We start from the raw sequence: 16739 nt of genomic DNA on the forward strand, positions 1-16739 counted from the left end.
AAAACTTGACTCATATCGTCAAGTTCTCTTAATTCATTATCCACTGCCACTCTTGCTCTTTCTTATCAAAGATAAGCCATCCTGTTTTAGAAGCTTCATTTTTCAAATCTTCTAAACCATCTAGGACTTCATTTGTACTTTCATACGAACCGATGACATAAACAGGAATCTCTAAACCGCGTCTTGATTCTATTTTTCCGGCTAAATCTAAGTATAAGCCATCTTCCATAAATGGCAGAAGTTCAAGAATAACCTCTTTTGAAATTGCTGGATAAATTTTCGATTTTTGAAAGAATGCGAATCGTTTTTTTCCAAATGAGCCAAGTTTATAAGGAATTACCTTACTAAGCATGCCAATAAATTCCTGCATTCTTCGATAGTACACTTTATTATACCATCCGTCATCGTGAGAAAGATAAACAAATCTATTTTTCAAAAGCGGGAAAAAAGCCTTCCCAAGCGGTTCCTTTTTGTGCGCCAAATAAAGCAATTCTGCAATTTCTTTTGGCGCCAATTCATCCAAGTCATTTACATCATCAAAATCAATCCAACAAAATTCCTCAAACTCCTCGACATCTGCTGAAATTAATTTATGTATATTCTCTTCTTCTACATATTCGAATAAAGTATGATAATGAAAATCCGTCCATTCAAAACTATGCTTTAAAAGCAGCATTTGATGAAGCGGTGAAGGAATATTGTTTGCAAACTCCTCAAACGTAATTCCAGATGTGATAAAACAATGATTGCGACGATTACCATTAATATAAATCATATTTTTGATTTGGTCAGATCCTCCAGACAAAGCACCTAGCCACCTTCGTTTTATATGTTTCAATACTATAGGATATTTTATCACGAAAATTTTTAGAAATATAGAAAAAACTACAAAAACTATTTACATTTTTATGAGTTTTATTACATCTCCATTACAAGAAAAAATGCCTGTTTATAAACAGGCATTTTTCATGCGATTTCATCTGGATTTTTTGGATAATGTGAATGGTCTTGCTTTTTATTATTTTGAAACATCGACTGAATTTTATCGATGGTTTGCGGTGCAAGTTCAATTACTTTCTCTGCCAGATGCGTTGCATTTTGTAAATGAAGAATATTTACGCCATCCTTATTTACAACAAGAAAAGCCACCGGTGTAATAGAAACTCCACCAGCACTACCACCACCAAATGCAGGATGACCTTGTACCTTTTGTACATCATTTGCTGAAAAATCTGATCCACCTGCGCCAAAACCAAACGCTACCTTTGAAACAGTTAATACAATGCCGCCATCAGCTGTTTGAACAGGCTCACCGACAATTGTATTTACATCAACCATTTCTTTCAAATTTTCCATAGCTGCTTTCATCAGCCCTTGAATTGGATGATCCACCGTTCATAACCTCCTTTTTCATATCCTTCCTAGTTTTTCCTAAACATTGTGAACTAAACATACATTTTTTGTTGATTTTCAAAATAATACATACTAATATTTAGAAAATACAAAAAAAGGGGGAGCAAACATGATTCGTAAGTTAACAGAACAAGATCATGAACAAGTAATTTCGTTCCTAAAGAAAGAAGCTGCATTTAATTTATTCTTAATTGGCGATATTGAGGCATTTGGATATGATCAAGACTTTCAAGAACTATGGGGGCAATTTACAATAGAAAATGAATTACACGCTGTCTTATTGCGTTTCCATGATTCCTTTATTACTTATTCTGGAAATTCATTCCAGCCAGAAGCATTCATGAATCAATTCATTAACTATGACCATATTAAACTCTCTGGAAAATCAGAGGTTGTCGAACAGTTTGAAAATCTCACTAACTTAAAACTTGGTAAAAAACTGCACACATACTTTTGTGAGTGCACAGTTGAAACACAGTTAGTCAAAGATACAAGCAAAGAGGATATAAAAATAGCAACTGCCTTGGACGTAGATCGTATTATGCATTTACGAAAACAAATAACTGAATTTGAACTGGCAGACAATAGCGGAAAACTCCTGCGCCAAGCAATTGAAACAAATACAGGCCGGACATATTACATAGAGAAAAATGGAGAAATTATTGCATGTGCATCCACATCTGCTGAAAATTCATTATCTGCCATGGTTGTAGGGGTATGTACACACCCAAATTACCGCGGAAACAGATATGCTTCGCAAATCGTAAGTAAAATGATTCAAGATTTCATCGCTGAAGGAAGAACGCTTTGTTTATTTTACAGCAACCCTGCTGCTGGACGAATTTATAAACGCTTAGGCTTTGAGGATATTGGAACTTGGACGATGTATCGCTAAAACGAAACTGCCATCAGCATAGGATATCTTCATTCCCCACTGATGGCAATTTTATTCAGGTTCAATCCATCTCATTCTACATACTGAAAATGCTCTACAATTGGAAACGGCTCATAAAAGTGGTGTAATCTCTTCTTCCACTCTTCATACTCACTTGATTTTCGAAATCCTTCCGTATGATCCTCTAAGGTCTCCCAATTCACTAATAAAAGATATTTCCCCTGAGTTTCTATACATTTATGAAGTGTATGACCACGGTAACCTTTCATAGAAGAAATAATGTTAGAAGCCTCTTGAAAGGCATGTTCAAATTCTCTTTCCATTCCAAGCTTTATTTGGAGCATTGCTGCTTCTAATATCACCACCATCATCTCCTAACTTTTTATTACACGTCGAAATTTGCAAATTCTATTCTTCTCGTAATAGGCCTGTTATCACTGTTCCATAATACTTTCTATATAAATACATTTTAATTTTTCGACATATAAGTCGCTGCTACGCAGAATATAACATGACCTGTACTTGCTTGCTCCCTTTGTTTTAAACCTCGCATGTGGCAGAAAAAAGTTCTGACCGCTTCTATACACGGCCAGATACTCTCGTCCTCCCTAAAGAAAGTGGAGGTTTTATGTCATTTTTTTAACTTATATATATTACGTATACCATTCTTAAATGTAATCTTTTATCCCCTGTTCAAATGCTTTTCTATCATTATTCCTTAACCCAAATAATGCTTCTTGCAAAGCAAACGTACTTCTATAAAAATTCATCCTATCCATCACTTGATCAAAATTCGGATACAGCGATGAAAATCCCTCTAAAAAATGACTGCCATAGCTAGATAATAACCCTGCAAAATCGTATGCCGGATCACCAATACCCGCCCCGCCAAAGTCAATAATCCCCGAGATTCTCTTCTCCTCACCATCATACAAAATATTTGTCATTCCAAAATCTCCATGAATAAGACACGGCTGAAATGTAAAATGACTATTATCACTTAAATAAGCTTCAAAAGATTGAGAGACATCTTGCTTTGCACTTTCTTTCATATAAGAAAATAAATTCTCTTTCAATTGAAAATATAAACTTTCTATTTCACTATATATATCAGCAGTACTTCCTTTTAGCATTGGACTAATTTCTGACACTGGTATACTATGCAATTCTTTTAAAAAATTAGCTAGTTGCGCTGCGCTTGTACTTTGTTCTTCTTCGGACAATTGAAGAAATGTTGTATTCCAAAATGGCTCTCCATTAATTTTATGATAACCAGAAAATACTTTCCCAGGCTCCATTGGTTGAAAATGCTGATAGCTTGGACAAGGGATGGAGAGTGAAGCATAGTTTTGTATTTTCTCTAACAGCTTTGTCTCAGCAATGAGTTTTGTAATTCCTTCTTCATATTTTGGAAAACGAAACACTATATTTTCATTTACAATTAGTACATCGTTATTTTGACCAATATCATTTACATAAGCAGTCTGCACATCAAGATTCGGGTAAACCTTTTCCAAGTATTGAACGTACTCATTTTCTTTTACCATTTCTTCACCCTCTTGACTCTAATTATCGCGAAAATTTTACCTTTATTTCTATTTTTCATCTTCACGTTTCAAACTCATAACAACTTGTCTTTCAACAAATCCCATTTCTTTATACAACTCTTTCGCGAAATTCCCTGCAAATACATTCAAACGAATTTCTGAGTAGCCCAGCTTATCAAGTTCATCAACAGCTACTCTCATAAGCTGACGTGAAAACCCTTGTCCGCGATAAGGATGCAACACATACAATTCATAAATAAAACCTATTTCTTCTCCAGAAAAATAGTCCTTATTGCTCCCAATTAATACCCATCCTTTTAAAATATTATCTTGTTTAATAACAAGATAATATGCTCCTTTTTCTAAAAGTGGCGTCGTAATTTCCAGTACTTTCTCTTGGCTAAACTTACTTGTTTTCATCGTTCCTTCATATAAAGACTCAGCCGAATGAACTAAAATTTTTTCCACATCACTTTCAGTTGCTCTTTGGATCATAAAAACATCTTTCCTCTCTCCTATTAAACATGTAATACCATTCTTAATGTTTTCAGCGTATGTCCATCAAAATCTTCTTCAAACGCATCTACCACTGCGAATCCTTTTGCAGTATAAAATGCTTTTCCTGTTTTATTCTCTGCTTCTACGTTTATACAAATTTTCTTGACACCTTCTAACGTTGTAATTCCTTTACGTAATAACGCTGTTCCCATACCATTCCCTTGATATGCGGGCAATAAGTATATCGCTCCTAACTCAGCTTCATTTTGATGCTTTATTGGCGAAAAATTGGCAAATCCTACAACTTTCCCGTCTACTTCTCCTACAAATAAATGTGAATGTTGTAAACGATGCTGCATCATGTTAGGGGAATAGGCATGCCCTAAAAATTTCTCTTGTACTGCTGCCGGAATAATATCCTTATACGTATCATTCCATGAAGCTTTAGCCACATATTGTATAAATGGAATATCTTCTTCTTTCATCTCACGAATTACAAAATTCATAGAGGCTCCTCCTACTTCTTTTTATACATCTTGTAAATCATTGTTTGAACGTTATAATATCTATTTTAATTTTTCGACATCTTTGTCTAGCTCTGCCTCCTAAGCAGTCGGCTCCGCTTTTCTTTACAAGTCGCTGCTATGCATAATTACTTGCATGTGGTAGAAAAAAGCCCTGACCGCTTCTATGCATGGCCAGATGTACTCGCCCACCTATCTTCCTCGTTTCTCTCTGAATCTTGAGGTAGGGGTCTTACTGCCCGTTAATGCGGGATAAATATGATATTTTTTACTAGTTTTATTTATTATAATATTTTTTCTGAAAAATCAAAACAAATCTCCAATTATTTTGTATAATATTGTAAAAATGTATTTTTGGAGGGATATTATGCTAAGGAAACTATGGAAATCTTCTATACAGCTATTAACTGTTTTCATTATGTTACTTATTCTATTAAACATCCCAGCCCTATTTATAAACGAAAGCAGAAACATTTCATTTCAACCAATCAAGTTCATACAGGCCATCACTAATATGGGAAAACAAATTTTTTCTGTACACTCGCTTACTTTTCAAATTCCTGCATCTACAGGAAACATGAAAACCGTTTCCTTGTTTCCTACTGTATTAGAACCATACGTATATTCATTTACAATTTTATTTGCTGCCCTATTTCTTTCTTTATTTGTTGCAGCAAGTATTGCTTACCTTTATTTTTTATCATCAAAGCGGATTAAAAATATGATAGAGCGCACTGTTTTCGTATTGGAGGCCATCCCTGATGTCATGATTATGATCTGTCTACAAATGTTTTTTATGTGGTATTTCCGTCAAACAGGTGAATTGCCAGTACATATTATGACATTCAATGAAAACAGAGCGTACATACTTCCTATTATTTGTTTGTCGATACTCCCTACCATTCAAATGTTTCGAATGATGATATTGTACATAGAGGAAGAGCGTATAAAACCGTATGTTGAAGTTGCCTACGGGAAAGGACTTTCATCAAGCTATATCATCCGTATACATTTATTTAAAAACATTTTCATTCACCTATTCCATCATTCAAAAATGATTTTTGTCTTTTTACTTTCCAATTTATTTGTACTAGAATCCGTGTTTCACATGTCAGGCATTATTCAATTCCTTATTTTCACAAATCATTTTTCAACATCCATTACATTTATTGTACTTATAATGATTGTTATGCCTGTTTACCTTTTATTTCAAATTTGTTCTTACTTTATGAAAAGATGGCAAACACAAATGAATGGAGAGATTATATGAAGGCTATTTGGAAATCAAAACGCTTTGTTATCGGATTAACATATATAGTTGTACTTGTCATCGCTAGTTTTATTTACGGCTTTTACTTCAAAGAAGATACTTTAAAACCAATGAGACTGTTATACGATGAAAATGGAGAATTAATTGCCGCCTCGCCATTTTCACCAAAGCAAATGCCACCGCTTGGTTCAGATCGTTTTGGTGAATCTATTTTTCTCCAAATACTAGACGGTGCGAAGTTTACGATTTTATTCGCGATTGGAATTAGTTTATTACGCGTTTTCCTTGGTACAATACTTGGTGTGTTATTAAGCTTATATGTAACGCGATTAAAATCTTTTGTAAAAACATGTACAGAAGTATTTTATTATTTACCAACCGTTTTCATTGCATATATATTAATGCAGCCTATGAACAAAATGATTTTTTCAAACTTAGATAGTAAACTCGACGTGAACTTTTCTCTTCTATCTTATCAAGCTATCGTTCTTGTCCTTGTTGTTTTACCTACTATAACAACATATGTATCTTCTGAAATTGATGAATTTATGAAACAAGACTATATTTTAAGCTCACAATTAATGGGCGCCAGTCGTCTATATATTGTTCGTATGCATTTACGCGTATTATTAAAAGATCGTCTTTTCTTATTATTTATGCAGCACATTGTGCAAACACTTCTGTTAATTATGCACCTCGCGCTAGTAAAGCAATTTATCGGAGGGGTACAAAAGAAAAGTGCAGATTTAGCAGAAGATAAATTTATTTCACTTTCTAACGACTGGGCAGGACTTATTGGTCTCAACTATTTTGAACTAAACGTATCTATGTGGATTGTTTTTAGTACACTTATTGCTTTATTTTTAACTATTCTTGTCTTAAAACTAATGACAACAGGAGTACAAGATGCTTTAACCAAACAAAAATATTCTATAAAAAAAATGGAAAGACACAAAGAAACAAATCCACACATACAAAACAAGCATTCCTTCACTTTTGCTAATAATAAATAACAACCTTATCATTCCTTTTCAAAAACACAAAAGAGGATTTTCAAAAAGGTCTGCTTTTTGAAAATCCTCCTCTTTTTTATATTTCCTTATGAAATGAATAACTCACCTTCTCATATCCTTCTCTCTCATAAAAACGATGTGCATCTACTCTTGGAAACGCTGAAGTTAATACGACACAAGTACAATTATTCTCTTGCCCCCACTCTTCAATATACGAGAGTAGTTTTTCTCCATGTCCTTTTGAACGATGTGCTTCTGCTGTAACAAGGTCATATATAAAGACATGTTTCGCATTATAAAAATTTGTACAAATTGCCACTCCGGCTAAGCTCACTACTTCTCCTTCATGATTAAACAAAGCAAATAGACGATAATTTTCTTCTTGCATCCTTTCTAAAAGAGACAGCACTTCTTCTCTAGAGAGTTTAGGTCGCAGTTGTTGTAATACTGGTAGCACCTTGCAAAATTCTTGTTCTGTTTTTACCTCTTGTACATGTGTATTCATATTCTTCCCCTCCAACTATTTATCAAAAATTCAAAATGTTTTATGATTGTTATTATAAAAATTATATGCCCCTTTTATAAGTGACAGTTTTACTCTTTTTTACAAGGGCAGTTTGAAAGGTTGATAACAGTGGAACTCACCATCCCATTAGACTCAAAAAGTAACATACCACTTTACATACAAATTTATAACTACATGAAAAAAGAAATCTTACAAGGAAGGATTGAAATCGGCAGTCGTCTGCCATCTCATCGGAATTTATCTTTGCAGCTTAATGTAAGCCGTAATACAGTGGAATATGCCTATCAACAGTTAATAGCTGAAGGATATGTAGAGAGTAAACATAGACGTGGATTATTTGTAGCGAGTATAGATTACGATATGATTCAAACAACAAATAATAAAAATATAGTAAATAAAAGAAAATCTGTTCAGGAGAATTTCCGTTTCGATTTCAGTCACGGAAGCATAGATACCTCTTCCTTTCCATTGTCTACTTGGAAAAAGATCACAAATAATTGTCTCTTAGAATATGAGAATGATTTGTTTACAAAAGAAGATCCTCAAGGCGAATGGCAACTACGTTCTGAAATTTCTCGTTATCTCTATCAAGCACGCGGTGTTGAATCTACTCCAGAACAAATTGTTATTGGAGCGGGTACACAACCTCTTCTTTGGTTACTTTTGCAATTACTTGGTTATGAGAACAACTATGCAATGGAAAATCCAGGATTCCACCGCGTAAGAGCTGTCATGCAAAGCTGCGGCTTACATATACAGCCAATTTCTCTAGATGAAAAAGGGATTCATATTTCTTCTTTATATGAAAGTCGTGCGAATGTCGTATATGTAACACCGTCTCATCAATTTCCATATGGAATGATTATGCCGCTTTCTCGCCGAATGGAACTACTAAAATGGGCTAACGACAATAACGGGTGCATTATAGAAGATGATTATGACGGTGAATTTCGTTACACAGGAAAACCGATTCCTTCCTTACAAGGGTTAGATACTAACGGGCGTGTCATTTATATGGGCACATTTTCAAAATCATTTTTACCTTCATTCCGAATGAGTTACATGGTTCTTCCGCAAACTCTACTAAAAAACTATGAGCATGATGGAACCATTTTCAAGCAAACCGTCTCCAAAATACAGCAGCTTACGTTTGCAACATTTATGAAAGAGGGATATTGGGAGCGACACTTAAATCGAATTCGTACTGTATATAAAAAGAAACATCACTTCTTAGTACAGACCATCCAAAAAGAGATGGGACCTCTAGTAGATATCATAGGTTCTGATTCTGGTCTTCATATTGTATTACATGTTCATAACGGGATGAATGAACAAGAGCTTATAAATAAAGCGGCAGAACAAAGCGTAAAGGTATATCCTTTATCTCCGTATGATATGGTAAATAATCTCCAGGAAGAACCTTACGTTTTGATGGGATTTGGAGGAATATCCATAGCTGACATTCCCTGTGCCATTCAATTATTGAAGAAAGCTTGGTTTTAATTTACTATTTCCCCTATTATTCCTATAAATATTGTATAATTATTTGAGGGAATTTTCAGATAAACAAATCTATATAAATATGATGTTACAGAATCTTTTTTCTTCTCCTATCATTTACTATCTGTTCAAGGAAGCATTTATCTATAGTAACTGTTTGTTCTTAGAATACGTGCTAAAACGACATATTTTGACGGTCTTAGTAATTGTTATCGTAGAATAAGAAACATACAATATGGACACTTATTATAGCCAATAGGAGGAATGTTTAAACTGATGGATATAATCATGACGTGTTTAGGTTTGACTGGTTCGGTATGTTTAGCAATCGTAAAAAGACATAGAGAGGGTAAAGATAAACAAGATATTATACTAACAGCAATAGGTATTTTTCTATTATGTTTATTTTTGATTTATGTTGGAAACAAAGACTTAAATAGATAATCTGGCAATAGAGGTGAAAAGAACTGGCAATCATATATCTATTACTCATACCCACAGTAGGATTATTTTTCTTAATTGTTGGGAAACCTTTACTATCTATATTAACTTTCTTTATCTTAATCTTAGGAAAATCAATATACGATAACAAGAAGAATAAGTAATAAAACTGGCAATATAGTAAATCTTTCAATAAACAAACAGTAAGGATAACACTACAAAATTATGGTAGAGCGTTAGCTGAAAACCCCTGTCTTTTTTAGGGAACGAAAGCATCTGGCCGTGCATAGCAGCGACTTATATATGTTAAAAAATTAAAATGGCTTTATATAGATGAATAGAACGCCCATCTTTCTTTTAATTCACACACTATAAAAAGGAGACTATAATATGCAGATTCAAAACAAATGGAGTAAAAAAGACAGCGATTATATTAGAAAACAACTCATTTCATTCAATAACTCGCAAGTTTCAGGAAGTAAGCAATCGCTTGTGAAAGACGTCTGTTTAACAGTAAAAAATGAGAATGAAGAGATCGTAGCTGGTTTAATCGGTATTATTTTTTGGCAGTGCCTACATGTTGATATTTTATGGGTCGATGATAACCTGCGTCACCAAGGTTATGGCAGTAAACTTCTATTGGAAGCCGAACGAATAGCGAAAGAGACGGATTGTACACTCATTAAACTTGATACTTTTAGTTTCCAAGCACCCGAATTTTATAAAAAGTATGGTTATGAAGTATATGGTGTTATAGAAGATTTTCCAAAAGGACACACTCATTATTATTTACAGAAGAAAATATGAAATAGTGAGTGATTGTATAGCTATACAAAAAGGATAGATAACACAGAAACCATTCTGCTTTATCTATCCTTTTCTTTGTTTCATATATAGAAAAAACCTTAGATTATTTATGAATCACTTTCTTCTTAATGGATTTACAACACTAACAATTTTATCATTTTCTTTATATACACGCGGAATTCTTCGATTTAACATACACGTGACTTCATAATTAATTGTCCCTAACATATCAGCAACTTCTTCTACCGCAATCTCTTCATTGCCTTGCTTACCGTAAAAGACTACCTCATCTCCAACATGTACAGGCATCGCTTTCGTTACATCGAGCATAAGCTGATCCATACAAACACGGCCAATAATAGGTACTCTCACACCATTGACTAAGGCATACCCTCTACTTGACAGTTGACGACTAAATCCATCCGCATATCCGATTGGAATTGTAGCAACCCACTCATCCCCTGCCGCAACATACGTATTGCCGTAGCTTACCCCTCTTCCTTGTTTACCCCGTTTCACATGAGCCACTTTGGACTTTAATGTTAAAATCGGCTGAATTGTTACTGTTTTATGATTCACTTCTTTTGATGGATACATTCCATATATCCCTATCCCAACGCGAACCATATTTTGAAATTCATTATTTAGCTCCATTGTTCCTGCACTATTCGAGCTATGAATAAGCGGCAAATGCAGCCCCATATCTTTTGCAATATTTACAGCCTTCTCAAATAAGTCTTTTTGCATCAATGTATATGTTTTGTCTACTTCATCAGCAGTAGAATAATGTGTAAACATCCCTGCTACTTCTACATGTTGCATTGCTTTCAATTCTTGTAGAAACGGTACCACTTCTTCTTCTTGTAAACCAATCCGGCTCATACCTGTATCAATTTTTATTTGAATACGCGCCGCCTTTTGCAGACGCTCTGCTATACAATCAATATTTCTTAAATCGTCAATTCTATATACGGTCATCATAATATCGTATTCAATTGCGTCTATTATAGCTTCCTCCGGTGTATAGCCCAAAACTAAAATCGGTACTGTTATACCCGCTTCACGGAGTTCAATTCCTTCATCTACAAAAGCAACCGCAATATGACTTACTCCAGCTTCAATCGCCGCTTTTGCAACTTCAATGGCACCATGACCATATCCATTTGCTTTTACAGCTGCCATCATTGCAATATTTTCATCGTTTACACGTTTTTTAAATTCTCTTACGTTATGTTTTACAGCATCTAAATTAACCTCAACAATTGTATTTCTTCCGTATCTTGCAATCATTATTTTAACTCCTAACTGAATAATCCCATTCTATTTATCGTTCAATAGGACCTTTAACACTATAATACTTTTCATTTTCCTAGTCAAACTACTAGAATCTTCAGAATCTTAAGCGTGATATAATACTTGTAAAATCTTATTATAAACAGATGTGAGGGGAAATACAATGTTTGTTCAAGCAGCACTGCACCAATTAGAAATTGCGATTGATTCTACAATACAGATGTTAGAACAGGTTACTTACGATGAGTTACAGCAACGACCGCTCAAAAATAAACGCTCTCTCTTTGAAATTTGCACACATCTTTCTCTAATTTGTCATGCTGATTTCCTTATTTTAGCCGAAGCATCAAAGGAAGAGTTAGATATATTTTACATGCAACATACACCGCATACGCTTGAAGAGGTACAACAGACAATGAAAGAAGGTTTCCATCTTCTTTCTAAAACATTTCAAGCCTATTCCTTAGCAGAACTTGAAGAAGTCACCCATTCCTACTGGGGCGCTTCCTACTCTCGATTTGAGTGGCTACTTGAAATTGTTGCTCATTTTTATCATCATCGTAGTCAATTACATACCTTATTAGCAGAACATGCAAAAGATCCTCAAATTTCTTTGTTCGAATAAAAAATTTGAGGATCACTTCACTAGAGTTATCCAACTCTTCTAATGTATTATCAACGACACCGACTTCAAAAAAAGAAGAGAAATGGTATCCATCTCTCTTCCTCATTTCTATTGTTCATTTTTCGTATCTATTGAAGGCAGCTTTTTCTCTTTAAACAACTCTCCAATTGCCCCTAAGCTTCCTAATGTTTCAACGGCGTTTGACGGAAGGAATACTTTATTTGCAGGTCCTTTTGCAATCTCAGTTAGCGATTCAAATGACTGATATGCAAGTACTCGCTCATCAAGTCCTGACTGACGTAACATTTGAATCCGGATTTGTTCTGCTTTTGCAATTTCTTCAATTGCCTTCGCTTCCCCTTGTGCTTCTAATTCTTTCGCTTGTCGTAAACCTTCTGCCTCACGAATGCGTGCTTCTTTATCCCCTTCAGCCATTAAAATTTTACTTTGTTTCTCCCCTTCAGCTCGAAGAACTTTATCTTGTTTTGCCGCCTCAGCTTCAAGAATAATGGCACGTTTATTACGCTCTGCTTTCATTTGTTTTTCCATGGCTGCTTGTATATCTTTTGGAGGGTTAATATCTACAACTTCAACACGTTCAATACGAACACCCCATTTTTCTGTTGCTTCATCAAGTGCTAAACGGATTTCTGTTGAAATTTTTTCACGTCCAGATAATGTTTCATCAAGCTCCATTTTCCCGATAATTTGTCGCATTGTTGCAGATGTAATATTACGAACCCCAAATTCATAATTGGAAATACCATACGTTGCAAGTTCTGGGTCAATAACTTGATAGAAAATAATTGTATCAATCTCAACTTGTACGTTATCTTTCGTAATTACTTTTTGCGGTGGGACGTTTGTTTGTTGGATACGCAAATCATGATAAAGACGTACACGATCGATAACCGGGATAACCATGTTTAAACCCGGATGCATAACACGCTGAAATTTACCTAAACGCTCTACAACACCTACTCTTTGCTGCGGAATAATTTTAATTGATAATGCGATAAATACAATAACAATTAATGCTAAAATAATTGATAATGTTAAACCAACCATTATAATTCACACTCCCTTTTTACGTGCACTACCGTGCTGCTTCTTTTTACAACAATAACTCTTTCTCCATCTAAAATTGGTTCATCTGACACAGCAGTCCACATATCTCCCTCTATTTTTACAATACCATTCGCTCCATTTGTAACCGCTTGCACAATTATGCCTTTTTTTCCAATAAGCTGATCTACTGCATCTGTATATCCTTTTGCTTCTCGAAAATTTTTAGAAATTCGTTTTGTAAAAAATGTCAAACTAAGACTAACAACAGATGCTATCACAACTTGAAGTAGCAAAGAGTTTGGTACAAATAAGCCAATTAGACCTCCGACCACAGCACCTATCCCAAGCCATAATAAGTAGAACGTTACAGTCAGCATTTCCGCAATAAATAAAAGACCGGCAATGACAAACCAAATCACCCACCCTGTCATGTGCAACCCTCGCTTCCATTCTATTTTTATATGTATATGAGAGAAAGAAAACTTTATCACGTTGCATTGAATAACCAATTTAAAGCTGCAACATCTATTAATAGATGAAAAACATATTAAAATTATATATTAATATATTCTTTATTATACATGATAAATCCTCTCAAAAAGTGACAAAAAATCAAAATCTTCTCTAAAAAAGAAAGGTTCTCATTATGCAGTAAGTGATTTACATTACAATAACAAGAAAGCGATGTTTCCGTCTAAGAAACATCGCTTTTTTGTTTACGCATATACTTTTTTCTTTTCATCCTTTCCCCCGCATTGACGGGCAGTAAGACCTTAATTGATAAAAACCATCTATTAGCGAAAAGTAAAAAAAGCCACTAATAGATGGTTCACTTTATAGCTTCTTCTAAAGTAAGCTGATTTTCATATAAATACGTAGCATATGGGTTTCCAACATAACGAACATGCCATGGTTCATACATATACCCTGTTACCTCTTCTTTTTCTTTTTCATAACGGATAATAAACCCAAACTTATGAGCATTTTCAGCAAGCCACTTTCCTTCTTTCGTTTCTCCAAAGGAAGGTTCTAATTGAAATTTTGCCGATTGTGATGTAATATCAACTGCTAATCCTGTTTGATGTTCGCTTGTACCAGGAATTGCACTAGACATCGCTGTTTTTGCTTCCCCATCTTGCTTTTTATACATCGTATTTAATGCTTTTTGCCTTTCAAATGAACGAAATGCCGAAACTGCAAATAAAAAGATTTTTTCACGCTTTGCTTGTTGAAACATACGCTCCAATGCTAGAGCTGCTTCTTTACGCATTTTCTTTTTTTCATTGTCGCCTTCATATAAAAAGCGAACTTGGGGTATCACTAAATCTTGTGGCTCATACAAATCAGGCAAGCGTCTCTTCTTGTTTACAAGAACAAGAGTTGAATTTGGATTGTTAACAACCGCAAGTCCTTCTTCTATTTTTGCGGTTGTTTCTTGTACCTTTGGAAACACAATGTTTCCTTGTGCTTCTATCGCTTGTTTTTCTTTATGCTTTACATATTGGGGTATTGCAATCATAATCACTCCAACAACAATGACTATACTAAACAGCATCCATTTTTTTTTCATATAACATCCTTTTATTCTAATAATTTTTTCCACAACACACTTATCAACTTGCACTACAGTTCATATCAGTTGATTATTTCCATCACATACCATGTATTGTTGCCCATTTTTTTACTTCCTTAAACAAATACAGTACAATTACTTATCTAATTCTAATAATATTTATACTTCTAACATTTATTTATATAATATAATTATTAGCAAGGATGCTTTATAAAGTGAAACTTCCATCAGTGGTTTTTTCATCCCCCACTGATGGAAAGCCCGCCCAATCGGGCTTTTACGGGCAGTTATCCCCCCACCTATCTTCTTTAGAAAAGCGGAAGCGGCTCGCTCAGAAGCGCAGGACGCCCACGTCCCTGACAAAGAGGCGCTTTTTGCCTCGTCGAAGGGGGCGAAACGACCGGAGGTTCTAGCCGCTAGAGCTGGACAACGTTTTTTTCTCAATTTTGAGGTGGGGGTCTTATTGCCCACAAATAGCGGGATAAATGAAAATTCGCTATCATTCTTCCAAATCCTTTTTCACAAGATAAAGAAACAACTTTTGCGCAAAATAAATAGCGTAAGCAACACTTGCTTACGCTTAACCATTCACCTTTTCAGCTTGCCAATAATACTCACTAAATGCTTCTGCGAGTGCATCTATACTACGATCGAGTTCCTCTTCTGTATTATCAACACCGCCTACTTCAATGAGAATAGCTTGACCAGATAAATCTTGATTGTATACACCATTTCCCGTTCTAAAATCCTTTTGAATAACACCTCGGCTTAATCCAGGATATTTTTCCTTTAATGATTCATGTAGCGCTGTTGCCAGTTGCAGGTTTTTCGCATAATTTTTATTTCCCTTACCAATAACAAATGCCAACTTTGCATATGATTTATCACCAATTGTTTTCGTTGTTACTTCCTTCCTAGCACTATCTCTATGCAAATCAAAAAAGTATTGCAGCTCTCTATTATTTGTCATTGCTTCTTGCACAATCCCACGAGACATTTTATAAGAACTGCGATCATTTAATCCTCGGCTCACCAACATCTTTCCAACATCTGTTTTATCATTTGTTGTACCTACCCCATAATTTTCTAGCTTTTCACGAAATCTATCCCCAAATACAGCAATGTTCTTTACTGAGCTCGTTGCTTTATTTGGATCTGGATTATTCGTTAAATTTAACAATGGTAAATATGACTCCCAGCTATGTGTATGATAAATAAATGCTACTTTTCGATTTCCTGTCGTTTGTGCTGGCTTCTTTTTCTCTTCAGGTGATTCGTTTTTTTGAGATTTTTCTTGTTCCCCCGTCCGCTCTTTTACAAGCTCTTCTAAAGGTACACTTGATTCAATCGGTAAATTTGTATAATTTGTTCCTTCTCCAGCAATTATAATTTCCGTGTCATATTTCGAAAGTCCTGGAAGCTCTATTCCTATTAAACTACGAACGTCATCAAAGCGAATATTTGTCGCGGCAGATAAAATAAAAGAAGAAATCGAAAAATCTGTATTTAAATGGCGATATTCTTGTGTAAAATAACGATTTTCTGAACCAAGCACATACATATATCCATTCATTGAAAGCTCATTTAACCATTTATATAAATACGTTGACTTCGTTTCTTTTAATGATGTCACGATCATACTAACAAACAAAAAAGCAGCCATCATACCCAATAAAAGCAAAAAAATAAATTTTGGAAGACTTGTCCGTTTCACATAAAAATAGCTTCGACTCATTAGATCACCTC

The 16739-nt window shown here is 34.7% G+C and carries 18 protein-coding genes; 6 read left to right on the forward strand and 12 right to left on the reverse strand.

What is annotated here, in order from left to right; genetic code table 11:
* Positions 1 to 28: 28 nt before the first annotated feature.
* Both ACIGHG_RS09395 and ytfJ read right to left on the reverse strand, forming a co-directional pair.
* A complete protein-coding gene (locus ACIGHG_RS09395; RefSeq protein WP_396548220.1) occupies positions 29 to 805 on the reverse strand; it encodes an oxalate:formate antiporter in 777 nt (258 codons plus the stop codon).
* Between the two features lie 161 nt (positions 806 to 966).
* The gene (gene ytfJ / locus ACIGHG_RS09400; protein WP_336472741.1) at positions 967 to 1392 is read right to left on the reverse strand and encodes a GerW family sporulation protein; all 426 of its coding nucleotides are present in this window, start codon (positions 1390 to 1392) and stop codon (positions 967 to 969) included.
* 130 nt (positions 1393 to 1522) lie between these two features.
* On the opposite strand from ytfJ, the gene ACIGHG_RS09405 reads away from it, so the two are divergent.
* Complete coding sequence (locus ACIGHG_RS09405; RefSeq protein ID WP_396548222.1) at positions 1523 to 2308, forward strand: GNAT family N-acetyltransferase; 786 nt, start codon at positions 1523 to 1525, stop codon at positions 2306 to 2308.
* A gap of 71 nt (positions 2309 to 2379) precedes the next feature.
* Here the strand turns inward: ACIGHG_RS09405 and ACIGHG_RS09410 are convergent, their stop codons facing one another.
* From ACIGHG_RS09410 to ACIGHG_RS09425, 4 genes are all read right to left on the reverse strand, one after another.
* Positions 2380 to 2670, reverse strand: a complete 291-nt coding sequence (locus ACIGHG_RS09410) for an antibiotic biosynthesis monooxygenase family protein (RefSeq protein ID WP_396548224.1) — start codon at positions 2668 to 2670, stop codon at positions 2380 to 2382.
* A gap of 306 nt (positions 2671 to 2976) precedes the next feature.
* Entirely contained in the window at positions 2977 to 3855 is an 879-nt protein-coding gene (locus tag ACIGHG_RS09415) for a phosphotransferase family protein (RefSeq protein ID WP_396548226.1), read from the reverse strand.
* A gap of 48 nt (positions 3856 to 3903) precedes the next feature.
* The gene (locus ACIGHG_RS09420; RefSeq protein ID WP_336472744.1) at positions 3904 to 4350 is read right to left on the reverse strand and encodes a GNAT family N-acetyltransferase; all 447 of its coding nucleotides are present in this window, start codon (positions 4348 to 4350) and stop codon (positions 3904 to 3906) included.
* A 23-nt stretch (positions 4351 to 4373) separates the two neighbouring features.
* Positions 4374 to 4859 carry a GNAT family N-acetyltransferase gene (locus ACIGHG_RS09425; RefSeq protein ID WP_336472745.1) on the reverse strand — a complete coding sequence of 162 codons (486 nt, stop codon included), beginning with the start codon at positions 4857 to 4859 and terminating at the stop codon, positions 4374 to 4376.
* Between the two features lie 385 nt (positions 4860 to 5244).
* Here ACIGHG_RS09425 and ACIGHG_RS09430 point away from each other — a divergent pair, with 385 nt between their 5' ends.
* Positions 5245 to 6147, forward strand: a complete 903-nt coding sequence (locus ACIGHG_RS09430) for an ABC transporter permease subunit (protein ID WP_336472746.1) — start codon at positions 5245 to 5247, stop codon at positions 6145 to 6147.
* A complete protein-coding gene (locus ACIGHG_RS09435) occupies positions 6144 to 7160 on the forward strand; it encodes an ABC transporter permease subunit (RefSeq protein WP_336472747.1) in 1017 nt (338 codons plus the stop codon). The genes ACIGHG_RS09430 and ACIGHG_RS09435 overlap by 4 nt, the downstream gene beginning before the upstream one ends.
* A 76-nt stretch (positions 7161 to 7236) precedes the next feature.
* Here the strand turns inward: ACIGHG_RS09435 and ACIGHG_RS09440 are convergent, their stop codons facing one another.
* Positions 7237 to 7665, reverse strand: coding sequence for a GNAT family N-acetyltransferase (locus tag ACIGHG_RS09440; protein WP_336472748.1), 429 nt, complete (start codon positions 7663 to 7665; stop codon positions 7237 to 7239).
* Between the two features lie 129 nt (positions 7666 to 7794).
* Between ACIGHG_RS09440 and pdxR the strand changes: the two genes are divergently transcribed.
* Both pdxR and ACIGHG_RS09450 read left to right on the forward strand, forming a co-directional pair.
* Positions 7795 to 9189, forward strand: coding sequence for a MocR-like pyridoxine biosynthesis transcription factor PdxR (gene pdxR, locus ACIGHG_RS09445; protein WP_336472749.1), 1395 nt, complete (start codon positions 7795 to 7797; stop codon positions 9187 to 9189).
* An 828-nt stretch (positions 9190 to 10017) separates the two neighbouring features.
* Complete coding sequence (locus tag ACIGHG_RS09450; RefSeq protein WP_396548230.1) at positions 10018 to 10434, forward strand: GNAT family N-acetyltransferase; 417 nt, start codon at positions 10018 to 10020, stop codon at positions 10432 to 10434.
* 114 nt (positions 10435 to 10548) lie between these two features.
* Here the strand turns inward: ACIGHG_RS09450 and alr are convergent, their stop codons facing one another.
* Entirely contained in the window at positions 10549 to 11724 is a 1176-nt protein-coding gene (gene alr, locus ACIGHG_RS09455; RefSeq protein WP_336472751.1) for an alanine racemase, read from the reverse strand.
* 166 nt (positions 11725 to 11890) lie between these two features.
* Between alr and ACIGHG_RS09460 the strand changes: the two genes are divergently transcribed.
* Entirely contained in the window at positions 11891 to 12352 is a 462-nt protein-coding gene (locus tag ACIGHG_RS09460; RefSeq protein ID WP_336472752.1) for a DinB family protein, read from the forward strand.
* A gap of 108 nt (positions 12353 to 12460) precedes the next feature.
* On the opposite strand, the gene ACIGHG_RS09465 is transcribed toward ACIGHG_RS09460, so the two are convergent.
* The 4 genes from ACIGHG_RS09465 to spoIIP form a co-directional block, all read right to left on the reverse strand.
* Complete coding sequence (locus tag ACIGHG_RS09465; RefSeq protein ID WP_090911864.1) at positions 12461 to 13420, reverse strand: SPFH domain-containing protein; 960 nt, start codon at positions 13418 to 13420, stop codon at positions 12461 to 12463.
* The gene (locus ACIGHG_RS09470; RefSeq protein ID WP_336472753.1) at positions 13420 to 13851 is read right to left on the reverse strand and encodes an NfeD family protein; all 432 of its coding nucleotides are present in this window, start codon (positions 13849 to 13851) and stop codon (positions 13420 to 13422) included. Before ACIGHG_RS09470 ends, ACIGHG_RS09465 begins: the two co-directional genes overlap by 1 nt.
* 398 nt (positions 13852 to 14249) lie before the next feature.
* A complete protein-coding gene (locus ACIGHG_RS09475; RefSeq protein WP_336472754.1) occupies positions 14250 to 14990 on the reverse strand; it encodes a M15 family metallopeptidase in 741 nt (246 codons plus the stop codon).
* 583 nt (positions 14991 to 15573) lie between these two features.
* Positions 15574 to 16728, reverse strand: a complete 1155-nt coding sequence (spoIIP, locus tag ACIGHG_RS09480; protein ID WP_336472755.1) for a stage II sporulation protein P — start codon at positions 16726 to 16728, stop codon at positions 15574 to 15576.
* Positions 16729 to 16739: the final 11 nt, after the last annotated feature.

Origin of the sequence: Bacillus sp. NPDC077411 (genome assembly GCF_044543425.1) — a bacterium.
Classification (GTDB): Bacteria; Bacillota; Bacilli; order Bacillales; family Bacillaceae_G; genus Bacillus_A; species Bacillus_A bruguierae.